Source organism: Arthrobacter sp. 10N44_2 (genome assembly GCF_056394385.1).
Window position 1 is genome coordinate 128,376 of sequence record NZ_JBFTHT010000017.1, and the last position, 14,593, is coordinate 142,968.

Consider the following 14,593-nt stretch of genomic DNA (forward strand, 5'->3'; position numbering starts at 1 on the left):
CCGGCCCACCCGAAGGAGCATTATGAGCACCCCCAAGACTCCGGTCGCAGCCAGCCCCGCCGCTGAACCGGTGGACGTGCCGGCCCAGGCCTTTGCCGCGGAGTACAGCGTCCGGCCTGTTCCCGCGGCTGGTCCGGTAGACACCACCGCGATCTGCAATACCCCGGCTGCCGTTCAGGAACTCGACGCGCTGTGGAGGGCCGTGGTCCATGAGACGCGGACGCGCGGAAACGACATCCACTTGCCGATTTCCTTGGCCTACGCCGAACGGCTGTGCCGGGCCTATCCCGGCGCCGACGCTGAACTGGTGCGCGTGGCCACCGTGCTGCACGACACTGGCTGGGCCCACGTTGATGAATCCCGCATCATATCCGAGGGCTTCACCGGTGACTGGCGGAAGGCCGCCATCCGCTACGAACACGAGCAGCAGGGCTGCGACGTGGCCCGCCGGGTGCTCCCGGCCCTGGGATACTCCACTGAATTCATTGAGCGCGTCTGCGAGATCATCGACGGCCACGACACCCGGCCGGTGGCCCGGTCCCTGGAAGACGCCCTGATGCGCGATGCCGACAGGCTATGGCGCTTCGACCGCGCCGGCATCGCCCTCGCCTCCTCGTGGTTCGCCATGGACCCGGCCACGTACACCGACAGGCTGGCCACCGAGATCGTGCCCGAACTCATCACCCAGGCCGCCCACGATATGGCCGCCGCGGACCTAAACCGATCCAACGCCCTTCTTAAGACGGCGGTGATCCGATGACCTCCGCCACGCATGATGCTCCTGCCCTGGTAGCCCGGACGGAGCTGTCCCTGCCGCATACGCATGTGGATACGATTTTTGTCGACGGCGCGTGGCAGCCTTCGCGGGGCACCGGCCGCAACCCGGTGACCGACCCCGCTACGGACGAAGTGTGGGGCTCGGTGCCGGACGGAACGCCGGAAGACCTGGACGCCGCCGTCGGCTCTGCCCAGCGTGCCTTTCAGGGCGAGTGGCCCCGGCTTACCCCGTCTGAGCGCGCCAGCTACCTTCTCCGGATCGCTGAGGAGGTGGAGAACCGGGCTCAGGAGCTTGCCCTGACGAACTCGCGGGAAAACGGCTCACCGGTGTCCGAATCCGCCGGGGCGGCAGCCAACGCGGCCGGTATCTTCCGGTACTTCGCCACCCTCGCCGCGTACCTTGAGCATGAGGATGTCCGCCCCTTCCCGCGCGGCGGCGGCGAGTCAGTAGTGCGGCGCGACCCGTTGGGTGTCTGCGCGCTGATCGCGCCGTGGAACTTCCCCATCAACCTGGTGGTCATTAAACTGGCGCCGGCTCTGCTGGCAGGCTGCACCGTGGTGATCAAGCCGGCGTCGCCCACGCCGCTGTCCATCCGGGTGATTGTCGAGGCCGTCGCCGCGGCCGGGGTTCCGGCGGGCGTGGTCAACCTGGTAACCGGCTCCGGCCGGCTGGGGGATCAGCTGGTGAAGCACCCGGGCGTCGATAAGGTGGCGTTCACGGGATCGACGCCGGTGGGCCGGAAAATTGCCGCGGCCTGCGGGGAACTGCTGCGTCCGGTCACGCTGGAGCTGGGCGGGAAGTCCAGCGCCATTGTGCTCCCTGATGCGGATCTGGACGCGATGTCCAAGGTGCTGATCCGGTCGTCGATGCGAAACACCGGCCAGACCTGCTACATCTCGACCCGGATCCTGGCGCCCGCGAGCCGTTATGACGCAGTGGTGGAGATGGTCACGGCCACGATTGCGGCCGGAAAGCAGGGTGATCCGCTCGACGCGGACACTGTGTTCGGCCCTTGCGCAACGGAGTCCCAGTACCGGACCGTGCTGGAGTACGTGGAGTCGGGCGTGGCCGACGGCGCGCGGGTCACCACCGGGGGGCGAGCGGCGTCGTTAGGCGGTGGCCTTGAGGGCGGCTATTTCGTGGAGCCCACAGTCTTCGCCGACGTCACCCCGGAGATGCGGATCTCCCGAGAGGAAATCTTCGGCCCGGTCCTGTGCATCCTAAGATACGACGACGCCGATGGCCGTGTTGACGAGGCTGTCGCGCTGGCGAACAACACCGAGTTCGGGCTCGGCGGTCTGGTGTTCGGGCAGGACGCGGCGGCTGCTCTGAACGCGGCCGACCGGATGGACACGGGCTCCGTGGGCATCAACTTCTTCGCCTCCAACCATGCAGCCCCCTTTGGCGGCCGGCACGATTCCGGCCTTGGCACCGAGTACGGGATTGAAGGCCTGAACGCGTACCTGAGCTACAAGTCCATCCACCGCCGCACGTAGATAGCGGAATGCCCGCGACACGGTGAAGGCATTCGATCCTTTGGGCGGCAGGATCACAGCGGGAATGATGCAACGAGGCGGGCGAGCGGCGGAGGCGCCTGTCCGGCCGGCAAGGCGTCGACCAGCAGTGGCGCGTATCGGACCTTGTTGCCGCTGCGTCCACCGAAGAACCGGCGCAACTGCGCCGTTATTGGCCGCTCCCGCAGTGACGGCTGGCGTTGGAGGAGCCGGAACGACGCGAGCTCGCCTTGAGCGGCGATGACTTTGAGCACGGCATCGATCCCCAGGCAGCGGATGAGTTCGTCCTCCAGATCGGCGTGACAGACGTGGAACCCAAGCTCGGCCAGCGAACCGGGCCCGATACCTGCCCGGCCGAGCGCGCGGGCGATGCCACGGGATTCGCCTGCATCACACAGGCCCGACAACCGGTGGCCTGCGCCATTCGGTCCGTAGCGGTCGAGGAAGTGGACGATGCTGGTCGCGCCTCCCATCGGCACGACCGACACCCGCAAGGCTGCCAGGTCATGGCCACGGCGGAAGGCCAGCGCCTCAACCGCAAGCCGGTCACTCTCACCCTCGACCAACACCGTCGTCGCCTGCATGGAACCAGTATGCCGAACGCATTGTCTGGTCGCGGGCTCCTCGCCGGACACGCAGAAGGTGGTCAGGCCGCGGACACGTCGACCAGGACCTTCCCGACGAAGCCTTGTTCTACGGCGTCGTGCGCTGCCGCGGTTTCCTCGAGTCGAAAGCGGGTGAGGGGCAGTCCGTGCTCATCGCCGACCCGCAATGCCCCCGCTTTCAGCGCATCGGCGACGGCGGCGACGGCCGCCGCCTTCTGCTGCTCCGTCACGGTGTACGTGAGGATGAACTGGAATTGGACGTTCTTGCCCATGCTCTCGCGAATGGGAATGGCCAAGGATTCGCCGGGGTTGGCAGCATAAATGGAAATGGTTCCGCCCGGCTTCACCACCTTGAGGTTATTGCCGATGTTCGCCGGAGCATTGACGTCGACGATCGTATCAACGCCTCCAGGGGCTGCCTCGCGCACGGCCTGTGGGACGTCGGCAGTGCGGTAGTTGATCACATTGTGCGCGCCGGCCCGGCGGGCAAGTTCACCTTTCCGCTCCCCGCTCACGGTCGCGATGACGGTTGCCCCGGCCCAGCGGGCGAGCTGAATGGCCGCATGCCCGACCGCACCCGCGCCACCGGTGACCAGCACCACCCGCCCTTCCAGGGCGCCCGGCGAAAGCCTGGCCGGGCCGTCCTGGCTGGAGGTCAGTGCACGATGTGCCGTCAGTGCCGGGATCCCCAGGGATGCGCCCGTGTCGAAGGACTCCATCTCTGGAAGGGCAACGGCCTGCGCGGCCGGCACCACCACGTACTCCTGGGCTGTGCCCTCGGTGCCGCCCCAGGCGACGTCCCAGAGCCAAACACGATCGCCGACGGACAGCCCCGGCACGCCGGATCCAAGCTCGTCGATAACGCCGGCACCATCCTGGTTCGGCACTTTTGGTGCCTCCAGCCTGCTTCCGCTCCCGCCGGCGGCCCGGGACTTCCAGTCGGTGGGATTGACCCCGGAGACCACCACCCGGACTCTGACCTGGCCCGGTCCGGGTACCGGCAGTGGCCTGTCCTGGAGGGTCATCACGGACGATGGCCCTGTCTTTTCGTACACGATGGCCTTCACTGTTACTCCGCTTCTTCGGATTCCATAGGGGGAAGGGATGAGAGCGCCGTGAGAACCTGGGGGTTCTCCTGGTCGCCATGATGGCTCGGATACCTCTGACGTCAATTGAGGCGCTTGATCCCACGCTAACGCAAAAGGGGAAATGGGCGGATCAGGTCAAATGGTCGAAGTCGCCGCGCGCCCAAGCAGCGTGCCGTTGGGCGGAATCGTGCAGAACGGCCTTGGCGCCGGACGCGATGACATTGTTGAAGTTGCCGTAGATCCGGTCGAAGTTGAGCTCTCCCAGCTGCGCGGCGATTCGCACCGCCACCGCGCCGGATAGCGGCACGTGGTTAGGGTAGCTGCGCATGAAGGCGATGGAGCGACGGTCTGGATTCGGATACACGCTGTCACCGGTCAGCAAAACTCCTTTGCCGCCGGCGCCTGCAGCCCAGTGCACCACTGCGCTGCCCGGGAAATGGCCCCCGGTCTGGTGCAGGGTCAACCCTTCGGCGATAGGTTTTCTGCCGGACCAGTATTTAATGAGCGGATCATTGCGCCCCAGCCATCGCCGGTCTGCATCCGCCACAAGTACGGGGACGCCGCCGAGCCGATGCGACCATTCGACCTGCACACCGAACATGTGTGGATGGCTGGCGGCGATCGCCAGGACCGGGCCCCGCTCGAGCACTGCCTTCGCAGCGCCGTCGTCGACATATCCGACCGGATCCCACAACAGCGAACCCTCGTGTGTCGCCACAAGCTGGGCGGTCTGGCCGATCCCGACTTTTGGCTCTGTCCGGATCCCGACAAGGCCCGGCTCGTTCTCCGTCAACACCGTTCGCTGGTCCTCCTGCGCCAGCCCGTCCAGTGTGAGCCACTTTTGTCCGTCCTCGGGTACATACTGCCGCTCGTCGGTGCAGATCGGGCAAACGTCCGGGGCAGGTTCGTCGCGTTCCACGGCGCAGGTTGCGCAGATCAGCATGGTGGGTCCCTTCGAATGCCTTGTGTCCTGCTCCTCTTGCCCACCGTAAGCGTGCCCTGCGTCGTCGGGAAGCCGAGGCTGCTATCAACCGGCCGCGATGGCAGACGCAAAATGGATCCCGCAATCCGAGTGTGCGTCGAATTGGGTGTCAGCAGCGTCGAGGCGTATTCAACGCACCGACGGGGACAACAGGGCGGCTATGACGTTCACCGCATACCAGCCCAATGCCCCAAGTGCTCCCAGAACGGTAACGGAAACCACCCAAAATAGGGCAGAGAGTTTCCGTCTCGGTTTCTCATCCATAACAACCACCCCGCAATCAATTGGGATACTCTCGGACCGAATCTTGCCTGAACCCCCTTGCGGAAAGCTTGGAATCGAGCAAGCCTCAAGACGCCTGAGCCCGTCCCGTGGCGTCAGGATCCGGTGGTCAGGATCCGGCGGTCAGGATCCAGGGCGCCCCGGCCACTCTTTGCCCGCCCAGGGGTCGTAGTCGGCGATGAGCTCCTCCTGCGGCGGACGCTCATTTTCCGGGACGTGTTGCAGGTTCACCCGGACCCGGTACCAGAGCGAACTCGATCCCCGCATTCCGTCGACGAGGACGTCTGCGGGGTGCAGGGCTGATAAGAGGTCCGCATGCCGGGTCTTCCATTCCTCGAGCGCCGCGAGCGCCTCGGGCTTGGTCTTGGTCCGTGCCACCTCGATGAGCGGCATTACCGATTGCCGGCGGCCCAAGCCGTCGCCGCCGCGCGGCGGCTTCTCGGCGGGGCCGAGCCCGGCAGCCAGACTGATGAGCCTGTCGAGTGTCCCTGCCGCGTCGTCGATCCCGGCGTGGGGGTCGCCCATCGCCGCGAAGCGCTCAAGCACCGTTGGCACCGTGAATTGTTCCGGCCGGGTGGAGGTAACCTCGTCCCACGTGAGCGGAGTCGAGACCCGGGCGTCGGGCAGGGGCCGGATCGAGTACGCCGATGCCACGGTGCGGTCCTTGGCGTTCTGGTTGAAGTCGACGAACACACTCTCGCCCCGCTCCTCCTTCCACCACCGCGCGGTGGCGAGGCCCGGAGCGCGGTTCTCGACCTCGCGGGCGAGGGTCTCGGCGGCGAGCCGCACGTCGCGGTACGACCACTGAGGCGCGATGCGCACGAGGATGTGAAGTCCCCGCGAACCGCTCGTCTTCGGCCACCCCACCAGTCCGACGTCGTCGAGCACCTCCCGCGCGACATAGGCGACATCGACGATCTGCGCCCAGTCGACCCCCGGCATCGGGTCGAGGTCGACCCGGAGCTCGTCCGGGTGCTCGAGGTCCTCGGCACGCACGGGGTGCGGGTTGAGGTCCAGGCATCCAAGATTCACGACCCACGCCAAGCCCGCAGCATCCCGGATGACGGCCTCTTCGGCTGATGTTCCTGACGCGTAGTGCAGCGTTGCCGTGTCGATATAGTCGGGGTGGTTTTCAGGCACGCGCTTCTGAAAGAACGGCTCAGCGCCGATTCCCTTCGGGAAGCGCTTGAGCACCATGGGCCGGCCGCCTGCGCCCCGCAGTGCACCGTCGGCGACGGCGAGGTAGTAGCGGACCAGGTCGAGCTTGGTCAGCCCGGGTTCGGGGAACACCACCTTGTCCGGACTCGAGATGCGAACCTCGTTGCCGGCTATGTTGAGGATCTCGGCGGAGGTCTTCGACGAGTTCATTCCGCCACGCTAGTTCCGGACGGCTGCGCTTGGGAATAGCATTCCGGCATGGACGCCAAGTTATTCGCCTATCTCAGCTACAGTGACGCCCCCGCAGCCCTGGACTGGCTCCAGGCGGTGGGATTTGGCGTTATTCAGCGGCAGGACGGCCCCGCAGGGACAGTGCTGCACGCCGAGATTTCCATGGGGGAGGCGGTGCTAATGGTGGCAAGTAGCGATGCCGCCTACCAGCGGCCGCCACTTATCGGTCAGTCAACCGGCCAGGGACTGTATCTCCTGGTCGACGACGTCGACGCCTTTCATCAGAAGGCCCTCGCCGCGGGCGGAACCTCAGTGATCGAGCCCGAAGCCACCCAATGGGGCGCCCGGCGCTGCCGGGTGCTCGATCCCCAAGGACAGGAATGGAGCGCCGGCACCTACCAGCCCGGAATCGCCTCGTGATACGTCCTTGCCTGCCCCCGGGCCGGCGCTTTTAGGTGCCCTCCGGGGTGCCGGTGTCGAAGGGCTTGCCCGCGGCCGGCGGCTTTTCGCCAGGCGTACCTGTTCCGGCCTTGCGCAGCGGATCTACAGTACCTTCCTCACCGTAGTCACCTTCGGTGTACTGGCCGATTTCCGACCCGGCCGTGCGTCCCGGAGCCGTACCAGCGCCGCCGTAGTCGGCTGCTACGTAGCGCCCGGATTCCTTGGCTCGGTCTCCCAAGGGTTCGGGCAGGCCGCCCTCCTTGCCGGCCGCACCGTAGTCACCTTGGACGTATTGACCTTCCTCGTCCTCGGCGTGCCGGCCTCTCTGCACGCCCGCCTTGCCATAGGTCCCTTTGACGTACCGGCCCCGGAGCTCCTTATCTTCTGGTTTCATTTCCGCGGGCGTCTGATCCGCGGGCAATTCGGAGTCGCTGCGGTCTGTCATGATCCTGCCCTCCAGAGACGAATCCATGCGTCTAATCCGGCGCAATTCAAGTCTAGTCAGGGCCACTGCACCACGACAGAGGGTAGCGGCCGCCGGCCGCCCGCCTTGGGTGGCCGGGGGTGTCAGGTGTGGGCGGCGGGAGCGGTGGTGCTTCGAACGACGAGGCGCGGGGCCAGCACTTCGGTACGTGGCGGCAGGGAGGGGTCGGCGATGCGGGCAAGGAGAAACTCCGCAGCGCGGATGCCTACGTCCCGGCTGACTGGGTCGACGGTGGTCAGGGAGACGTGGCGGATCCCGGCGAGATACGTGTTGTCGTATCCGACCAGTGAGAGTTGTGCCGGCACGCTGATGCCGTGCTCGTCCGCGGCCGAGAGCGCACCGACGGCGAGGATGTCGTTGGCGGCAAAGACCGCTGAGGGGGGCAGTCCGCTGTCGATAAGGCGGCTCATTGCCTCAAAGCCGGAATGTTCGCTCAAATCCGTTGCTATCACTCGGATGTAGTTTTGCAAGCCGTGGCGGGTCATGGTGTCCCGGTAGGCGTCGGCCCGCACGGTAGCAGAGCCGGTGGGAGCGGTGAGGAAGGCAATGTCGCTGTGGCCGAGACCAATCAGGTGCTCGACGGCCATCCGGGCGCCGGCGGCGTCGTCGTTGGTGACGCGGTCCGCTGCCGGGAGGTCGAAGGCGCGGGTGCCGGCGACGACGGCTGGCGTGAGCAGTGTGGCGCGGGTGAGGTCTTCATCGGCGTTGAAGTCTCCGGCGATGACGAGGCCGTCGACGCGCAATTCCATGAAGGCGGACACCGGGCTTTCCCCTGGGCGGGCCAGATAGCGGGGATCGCCGAGGACCATCCGGAGGTTCTGCTCCCGGAAGATGTTCTGCATGCCGTCTAGCAGCTCCACGAACCAGGGATTGGAGAGGTCGTCCAGCAGCACTCCTACAGTTTGCGTCCGTCCGCTGGCGAGCGAGCGGGCCGCATTGCTGGGCCGGTAGTCGAGTGCGGCTATGGCGATGGCAACAGCTTCCCTCTTTTGTTCACTCACCTTTGGTGAACCCCTCAGCACCAGGGATACGAGTGCGCGAGATACGCCGGCTTCGCGCGCCACATCCTCAATGGTGGCGCGTTTGGCCGCTCCATGCCGTTTCAGTTCGCTCCTGGACAAATGGCCTCCTGCCGGCAAGCGTATCGCGGGAAACACAGCGGTTCCGGCCTCCGCCCCATGGGCAACCGCACCGGTTCCACTGCTGCCTTACGCCGGCCGCCTGTCTGTCCCGTGGGGGAGGCCTCGGCGGCAAAGGCTGCGGACGTTCGATTCTCAGAGAGACACCGCCTTCTCGCCCGGTACCGTGGGAGGCACGATGATTGGTATGCCTCCGGTGCGGAATTGCACCTCCAGCTCTTCCAGCGACTGTCCCTTTGTCTCCGGCACGAATTTCGCCACGAAGATCAGGGAAACAATGTTCACCAGCACGAACAGGGTGAACGTGCCGGTTGAGCCCAGGGCCACGACGAGGATCGGGAACAGGAAGGAGATCGCCGCGTTCACGGTCCAGAGGGCGAACACCGCAATGCCCATCGCGAAGCCACGGATGGCCAACGGGAAAATCTCGGAGAGCAACAGCCACACGCACGTGCCGATGAAGCACTGCACGAAGGCCACGAACAGCATCATCGCCGCCAAAATGGTGTAACTGACGAGGTCCGATTGGGGGAGCGTGAAGACGACGGCGAGGAGTGCCTGCGAAGCCACGACCCCGGAGAAGCCGATGACCAGCATGCGGCGGCGCCCGACGAAGCCCAGCAGCCAGATGCCCAGGACGGTCATCAACACCGACGTCACACCGACGGCGATGGTCGCCACGAGCGATGCGCTCACGCCGAGGCCGCTGCGCTCGAGGATGGTGGGGGCGTAGTAGTTCACGGTATTGATGCCCGTTGCCTGCTGGGCTGCGGCGAGCCCGATGCCGACCCAGAGGAGCCGGCGCATCCAGGGATTGTTCTTCAGATCGCGCCAGGCGCTGGAGCGCTCGTTCCGGGCCGTATTCGCGGACTCAACGATTTCTTTGTACTCGAAATCGGCTTCCTCCGGGCTGCGACTGAGGTTGAGGATGCGGCGGCTGTCGTCGAGCCTGTCGCGGATAGCGAACCAGCGCGGCGATTCGGGCAGGGCGAGCATGCCGATCAGGAGTGCGATGGCGGGGATGGAGGCAATGCCAAGCATGATGCGCCAGACCTCCGCGTCGTGGATGACGGCGTCGAGGAGTGCGTTGATGGCAAAAGCAAGCATCTGTCCGGTAACGATCATCAGTTCGTTGATGGTGACCATGCGCCCGCGCAGATGTGCGGGCGCCATTTCTGCCAGGTAAAGGGGGCACGTTACGGCGGCGGCGCCGACGCCAAGGCCGAGGATGACGCGGGCCACCACCATGAACCCGACGGTCGGTGCGATGGCGCAGCCTATCGCGCCGAGGAGGAAGAGCAGCGCACAGACGAGCAGCGTGCCGCGCCGCCCAAGCCTATCGGCGAGCCTGCCGCCGCTCAGTGCGCCCACCGCGGCACCAGGGAAGAGCAGTGCGCTGACGACGGTGGCCTCTTCGACCGGGCTCATGCTCAGGGAGTCCTGCATGTAGAGCAACGCACCGGAGATCACGCCGGTGTCGTAGCCGAACAGGAGTCCGCCGAGTGTGGAGATGACAGTGAGACGGGCGAGATACCCGCGGTGTTTTGAGCCCGATGCGGGCGAGCTTTCTATGTGCAACGACATTGTTGACTTCCTCGATTCGGCCGACCTGGAGGGCGGACTTTGAATTGGGAGCGTTCCCGGGAGTGTGCTGGATCACGCACCTTCAACGTTAGAGCGCTCTAACGTGACAGTCAAGAGTTTGTCTGGACATACGCTCAAAGTATCGACGCGCATCCTGGAGGCGGGCGGTCAGGGGCAAGTCCGCGGGCGGGGCGGCGAGGAGGATGCCGGAAAACTAGTAGGTGGCGCCGGGGTGGAGCGGCTATTTCTTCAGGGGCTTTTCCCGGATGAAACGGCTTGTTACTATGTCAGGACAAAGTCAGGGAAAGGGCGATGAGTCTCATGCGAATCGATGTCAACACCAGGGAGGCCGGCACATGAGCGGGAACTCCTCACTCCCGGTGTCCCGGGTCCCGGATTCCCGAGGCGCACCACCGCTCCGCTGGGGCATTATGGGTCCCGGCTGGATCGCGGAACGCTTTACGGAATCCGTCCACGCGCACACCTCGCAGATTATCGCCGCAATCGGGTCCCGCTCGCTGGACCGTTCCGAAGCCTTTGCTGGACGGCACGGCATCCCCGCTGCCTTCGGCAGCTATGAGGAGCTGGCGGCCGCCGACGTCGACATCGTCTACGTGGCCACGCCGCACAACTTCCACTACGAGGCCGCCCTCATGGCGCTCGACGCCGGCAAGCACGTTCTGGTCGAAAAGCCGATAGGCATCAACCGCGCGCAGGCGGCCGGCATCGCCAGCCGGGCCGCCGACGCCGGCCTGTTCGCCGCCGAAGCCATGTGGACATTTTTCCTGCCCAAGTTCGACGTCATCCGGCAAGTGCTCGACTCCGGAATGCTCGGGGTCCTTACTACGGTCTTCGCCGAATACGGTGAGCACTTTGACCCCAGCCACCGGATCTTTGACCCGGCTCTGGCGGGCGGCCCGTTGCTGGACCTGGGGACCTATCCGCTCTCGCTCATCACGTCCGTCCTGGGCGAACCGGACCGCCTGCTGGCGCTCGGTGAACCGCACGAATCCGGAGTCAATGCCCAGCTTTCGGCCGTCATGTCCTTTGCCGGCGGACGCCAGGCCATGATGAACACCCAATTGCACAACTTCACGCCGACGTCCGCCACCATTGTGGGCACCGAGGCTTCACTGTCAATTGACGGGCCCTTCAACATGCCAGGCAAGTTCAGCGTCCACTTCCCGGACGGTACCCGGCTCACCTACGAGGAGCCGGCCGGAGCACACTTCGAGGGCCTGCACTTCGAGGCTGCCGCCGTCGCCCGCGCCATTGCGGCAGGGCGGCTGGAGGTTCCCCAGCGGCCGCTCGCCGAATCCATCCGGACCATGGCCGTCGCCGACGCCATCAGGAACCAGCTCGGAATCGTGTTCCCCGGCGAAGCCGTTGGAAGCCTCTGATCCCGGACCTCCGTATCAGCGCTCGGATGCCTTCGCGGCTTTGATGGCGGCCTTGGCGGCCTGCTTGCTGGCGCGCACTCTTTTCAGCGACTCGGGGTCCACGATGTCGGCGACAGAAAGAAATGCGCTCTCCTGGCCATAGGGGCCGGCGGCCTCACGCCAGCCTGGCGCCTGCAGGCCGCACTGCTTGCCTAGCAGTGCAAGGAAGATCCTGGCCTTTTGCTCTCCGAAGCCGGGCAAGCCCTTCAACCTGCGCAGCACTTCCTCACCGTCCGGGTCGTCCTGGTTCCAGATGGCAGTTGCGTCCCCATTCCAATCGCCTTGGACGGTCGCAGCGAGGTCCTGGACGCGGCCGGCCATGGAGCTGGGGAAGCGGTGGATGGATGGACGCTCCTTGAAGATCTCAACGAAGCCGGCAGGGTCGTATTCGGCGATTGCGGCAGGGGCCATGGACCCGATGCGCGTCCGGATCTTTTCGGGTCCGGCAAACGCAGACTCCATGGTCACCTGCTGGTCAAGCAGCATGCCCACAAGGAGTGCGAACGCGTCATTGCTGAGCAGTTGGTCGGCGGCGGCGTCGCCCGTGATGTGCAGTTCCATGCGCCCATCCTGCCACCAGCTCCGCGCCACGTCATGGCACCGGCCCGAATCTGCTCCGCCGCGACCAGCGGCATTGCTGACGCTGTGGCCGGTATCCTTGAAAGATGAGTGGCACAGCGCATTCAACCGTCACATTTGATGGCCGCTTCGCCCGGGAGTTCCAGGAGATGGCCATTCCCTGGCGCGCGGAGGAGGCGCCCGAGCCGCACCTCTTGGTGCTCAACGAGCACCTCGGCGCTGAGCTGGGCCTCGATCCGGCCTTCCTCCGGAGTCCGGAGGGTCTGCGTCTGTTGACCGGCAACGCCGTCCCTGCCCATGCCAGTCCGGTGGCGCAGGCCTACGCCGGCCACCAGTTTGGCTGGTACGCGCCCCGGCTCGGCGACGGGCGCGCACTCCTGCTGGGCGAGATCGGGCACGCGGACGGGCAGCTCCGCGACGTCCACCTCAAGGGATCAGGACGCACGCCGTTTGCCCGCAACGGGGACGGCCAGGCGGTGGTCGGTCCCATGCTGCGCGAATACATCGTGAGCGAGTCGATGCACGCGCTGCACATCCCCACGACCCGGTCCCTCGCCGTCGTCGCGACGGGACGTTCGGTGCAGCGCGAGACGCCCCTGCCCGGCGCCATTCTGACCCGGATAGCCAGCAGCCACCTGCGCGTCGGCAGCTTCCAGTACGCCCGGTCTACGGGCGACATCGGCCTCCTTCGCCGCCTCGCCGACTACGCCCTGACCCGTCACCACCCCGCCGCCGCGAAGGCCGGGAACCGATATCTCGCACTCTTCCAAGGGGTCATATCCGCCCAGGCTTCGCTGGTGGCCCAGTGGATGCTCGTCGGATTCGTTCACGGGGTCATGAACACCGACAACATGACGATTTCGGGCGAAACGATCGACTACGGGCCGTGTGCCTTCATGGAAGGCTTCGACCCGGCCGCCGTCTACAGTTCGATCGACGAGAGCGGGCGCTACGCCTACCGCAACCAGCCGGTGGTGGCGGAGTGGAATCTTGCCCGGCTCGCGGAGTCGCTTCTGCCCCTGCTCCACGACGACGAGGAGCAGGCGGTCGAGCTCGCGGTGGGAGCACTCGGCGAGTTCCGCCGGCAGTACAGTGACGCCTGGTCGGCAGGCATGAAGGCCAAGCTGGGGTTCCGTGACGGGCTCGACGACGACGTGGCCTCGCCTCTCGTGGACGAACTTGTGGCTTTAATGCAGGAGTCACGGGCCGACTACACCTCGTTTTTCCGGCACCTCGGCAATGCCGCCCGCGGCCGTGCCGAAGCCGCCCGGGGCCAGGCTCAGGACACGGCAGCTTTCGATGCCTGGGTGGGGCGATGGCGTGCCTTGGCACCGGATGCTGACGCCATGGACCGGGTCAACCCGGTCTACATCCCGCGGAACCACCTGGTGGAGGAGGCCCTGGCGGCCGCTACCGTCGGAAACCTGGATCCGCTGGCACGGCTGCTGGACGCAGTCGCCTCGCCTTTCGACGAGCGGTCCGGCCTCGAGCGCTACGCCGCTGCCGCCCCGGAAAGCTTTGGCCCGTACCGGACCTTCTGCGGAACCTGAGGGGAACTGATCATGGATACCGAATTCGCCGAGGTCATTGATCATGACGTCACCACCATCACCTGCGTATGCGGCAATACCGTCAGCAGCGAGGGATTGATTCAGGCCAACTCACAGGGCATGCCCGTTCACATTGGCGGAAACGTTCCCGTGCCCGCGGGGCTGGCTACCTGGCCTGAGGACGAGGATCTCTACACCTTGTGCTCCTCTTGCGGCCGCGTTTACCATGACGCTGTCATCGAAGAGACTGGGACCGCGCCCGTTGCTTTCCGGATTGATGTCACCGCCGGACCGGTTGCCGAAGCGATCCGTGTCCACTGGGACCTCAACACGTAGCACTGTGACCGTGTCAGGGGTCAGTGACGCCCTACACGGTGTCCGGCCGCTGATCTCCCTTGTGGCTCCGCAGATTCTCCTGCACCTTGCCGAACAAATCCTTGATGGTCGTCTCCGTATTGGTGAGCATGTCCGGCTGGACGTAGACCTGTTGGGCGGGAGGCAGGCTGTAATGGGACGCCAGGCCACCCGCACCGTCCACCCCTGCCAGCGCGATGGTCACACCACCCTCTTTGCGCGCAATGGCGCCAATCCGGCCGAAGACCACGGTAAATTCGTCCGGCTGGAAGCTCACGGTCAGTCCGACATGTGTCCGGTTAAGGTCACTTGCCGTGACGGCCTTCTCGTTCCCGGTCCCTGCATAGTTCATGTCGATCTCCCGAATAGCTGGTGGCGTTGTAAG

15 protein-coding genes are annotated in these 14,593 nt (G+C 65.7%); 6 read left to right on the forward strand and 9 right to left on the reverse strand.

The genetic code is table 11. The annotated features are described in order from the left end of the window. The first annotated feature begins 22 nt into the window (after window positions 1-22). The gene (locus AC1DBX_RS16765) at window positions 23-760 is read left to right on the forward strand and encodes an HD domain-containing protein (RefSeq protein ID WP_476851153.1); all 738 of its coding nucleotides are present in this window, start codon (window positions 23-25) and stop codon (window positions 758-760) included. After that, a complete protein-coding gene (locus tag AC1DBX_RS16770; RefSeq protein WP_476932274.1) occupies window positions 757-2,274 on the forward strand; it encodes an aldehyde dehydrogenase family protein in 1,518 nt (505 codons plus the stop codon). The genes AC1DBX_RS16765 and AC1DBX_RS16770 overlap by 4 nt, the downstream gene beginning before the upstream one ends. A 53-nt stretch (window positions 2,275-2,327) precedes the next feature. Here AC1DBX_RS16770 and AC1DBX_RS16775 read toward each other — a convergent pair whose 3' ends face one another. The 4 genes from AC1DBX_RS16775 to ligD all read right to left on the reverse strand — a co-directional run bounded on the left by AC1DBX_RS16775 (window position 2,328) and on the right by ligD (window position 6,617). After that, entirely contained in the window at window positions 2,328-2,876 is a 549-nt protein-coding gene (locus AC1DBX_RS16775; RefSeq protein ID WP_476932275.1) for a TOPRIM nucleotidyl transferase/hydrolase domain-containing protein, read from the reverse strand. Window positions 2,877-2,938: 62 nt separating this feature from the next. Next, window positions 2,939-3,964 carry an NADPH:quinone reductase gene (locus tag AC1DBX_RS16780; RefSeq protein WP_476932276.1) on the reverse strand — a complete coding sequence of 342 codons (1,026 nt, stop codon included), beginning with the start codon at window positions 3,962-3,964 and terminating at the stop codon, window positions 2,939-2,941. A gap of 151 nt (window positions 3,965-4,115) precedes the next feature. Beyond that, complete coding sequence (locus AC1DBX_RS16785; protein ID WP_476858711.1) at window positions 4,116-4,928, reverse strand: MBL fold metallo-hydrolase; 813 nt, start codon at window positions 4,926-4,928, stop codon at window positions 4,116-4,118. 444 nt (window positions 4,929-5,372) lie between these two features. Beyond that, the gene (gene ligD, locus AC1DBX_RS16790) at window positions 5,373-6,617 is read right to left on the reverse strand and encodes a non-homologous end-joining DNA ligase (RefSeq protein ID WP_476932277.1); all 1,245 of its coding nucleotides are present in this window, start codon (window positions 6,615-6,617) and stop codon (window positions 5,373-5,375) included. A 48-nt stretch (window positions 6,618-6,665) separates the two neighbouring features. Here ligD and AC1DBX_RS16795 point away from each other — a divergent pair, with 48 nt between their 5' ends. Next, on the forward strand, window positions 6,666-7,058 hold the full coding sequence (locus tag AC1DBX_RS16795) for a VOC family protein (protein WP_476932278.1): 393 nt from the start codon (window positions 6,666-6,668) through the stop codon (window positions 7,056-7,058). Between the two features lie 31 nt (window positions 7,059-7,089). On the opposite strand, the gene AC1DBX_RS16800 is transcribed toward AC1DBX_RS16795, so the two are convergent. From AC1DBX_RS16800 to AC1DBX_RS16810, 3 genes are all read right to left on the reverse strand, one after another. Next, window positions 7,090-7,551, reverse strand: a complete 462-nt coding sequence (locus AC1DBX_RS16800; RefSeq protein WP_476932279.1) for a hypothetical protein — start codon at window positions 7,549-7,551, stop codon at window positions 7,090-7,092. A gap of 95 nt (window positions 7,552-7,646) precedes the next feature. Beyond that, on the reverse strand, window positions 7,647-8,720 hold the full coding sequence (locus tag AC1DBX_RS16805) for a LacI family DNA-binding transcriptional regulator (RefSeq protein ID WP_476932280.1): 1,074 nt from the start codon (window positions 8,718-8,720) through the stop codon (window positions 7,647-7,649). A 117-nt stretch (window positions 8,721-8,837) separates the two neighbouring features. Continuing rightward, complete coding sequence (locus AC1DBX_RS16810) at window positions 8,838-10,286, reverse strand: sugar porter family MFS transporter (protein WP_476932281.1); 1,449 nt, start codon at window positions 10,284-10,286, stop codon at window positions 8,838-8,840. Window positions 10,287-10,642: 356 nt separating this feature from the next. On the opposite strand from AC1DBX_RS16810, the gene AC1DBX_RS16815 reads away from it, so the two are divergent. Continuing rightward, window positions 10,643-11,686, forward strand: coding sequence for a Gfo/Idh/MocA family protein (locus AC1DBX_RS16815; RefSeq protein WP_476932282.1), 1,044 nt, complete (start codon window positions 10,643-10,645; stop codon window positions 11,684-11,686). A 15-nt stretch (window positions 11,687-11,701) separates the two neighbouring features. Here AC1DBX_RS16815 and AC1DBX_RS16820 read toward each other — a convergent pair whose 3' ends face one another. Next, window positions 11,702-12,286 (reverse strand): HhH-GPD-type base excision DNA repair protein, encoded by a 585-nt coding sequence (locus AC1DBX_RS16820; RefSeq protein WP_476932283.1) that lies wholly within the window; start codon window positions 12,284-12,286, stop codon window positions 11,702-11,704. A gap of 104 nt (window positions 12,287-12,390) precedes the next feature. Between AC1DBX_RS16820 and AC1DBX_RS16825 the strand changes: the two genes are divergently transcribed. Both AC1DBX_RS16825 and AC1DBX_RS16830 read left to right on the forward strand, forming a co-directional pair. After that, window positions 12,391-13,854, forward strand: a complete 1,464-nt coding sequence (locus AC1DBX_RS16825) for a protein adenylyltransferase SelO (protein ID WP_476932284.1) — start codon at window positions 12,391-12,393, stop codon at window positions 13,852-13,854. Between the two features lie 12 nt (window positions 13,855-13,866). Next, complete coding sequence (locus AC1DBX_RS16830; protein ID WP_476851141.1) at window positions 13,867-14,190, forward strand: hypothetical protein; 324 nt, start codon at window positions 13,867-13,869, stop codon at window positions 14,188-14,190. Window positions 14,191-14,221: 31 nt separating this feature from the next. On the opposite strand, the gene AC1DBX_RS16835 is transcribed toward AC1DBX_RS16830, so the two are convergent. Continuing rightward, the gene (locus AC1DBX_RS16835) at window positions 14,222-14,560 is read right to left on the reverse strand and encodes a hypothetical protein (protein WP_476857366.1); all 339 of its coding nucleotides are present in this window, start codon (window positions 14,558-14,560) and stop codon (window positions 14,222-14,224) included. Window positions 14,561-14,593 lie beyond the last annotated feature (33 nt).

Bases quoted from the DNA above. Each gene is read 5' to 3' on its own strand.
- AC1DBX_RS16795 (WP_476932278.1), top strand. From the start codon at position 6,666: ATGGACGCCAAGTTATTCGCCTATCTCAGCTACAGTGACGCCCCCGCA.
- AC1DBX_RS16775 (WP_476932275.1), bottom strand. From the start codon at position 2,876: ATGCAGGCGACGACGGTGTTGGTCGAGGGTGAGAGTGACCGGCTTGCG.
- AC1DBX_RS16785 (WP_476858711.1), bottom strand. From the start codon at position 4,928: ATGCTGATCTGCGCAACCTGCGCCGTGGAACGCGACGAACCTGCCCCG.
- AC1DBX_RS16815 (WP_476932282.1), top strand. From the start codon at position 10,643: ATGAGCGGGAACTCCTCACTCCCGGTGTCCCGGGTCCCGGATTCCCGA.
- AC1DBX_RS16765 (WP_476851153.1), top strand. From the start codon at position 23: ATGAGCACCCCCAAGACTCCGGTCGCAGCCAGCCCCGCCGCTGAACCG.
- AC1DBX_RS16810 (WP_476932281.1), bottom strand. From the start codon at position 10,286: ATGTCGTTGCACATAGAAAGCTCGCCCGCATCGGGCTCAAAACACCGC.
- AC1DBX_RS16770 (WP_476932274.1), top strand. From the start codon at position 757: ATGACCTCCGCCACGCATGATGCTCCTGCCCTGGTAGCCCGGACGGAG.
- AC1DBX_RS16820 (WP_476932283.1), bottom strand. From the start codon at position 12,286: ATGGAACTGCACATCACGGGCGACGCCGCCGCCGACCAACTGCTCAGC.
- AC1DBX_RS16835 (WP_476857366.1), bottom strand. From the start codon at position 14,560: ATGAACTATGCAGGGACCGGGAACGAGAAGGCCGTCACGGCAAGTGAC.
- AC1DBX_RS16825 (WP_476932284.1), top strand. From the start codon at position 12,391: ATGAGTGGCACAGCGCATTCAACCGTCACATTTGATGGCCGCTTCGCC.
- ligD (WP_476932277.1), bottom strand. From the start codon at position 6,617: ATGAACTCGTCGAAGACCTCCGCCGAGATCCTCAACATAGCCGGCAAC.
- AC1DBX_RS16800 (WP_476932279.1), bottom strand. From the start codon at position 7,551: ATGGATTCGTCTCTGGAGGGCAGGATCATGACAGACCGCAGCGACTCC.
- AC1DBX_RS16830 (WP_476851141.1), top strand. From the start codon at position 13,867: ATGGATACCGAATTCGCCGAGGTCATTGATCATGACGTCACCACCATC.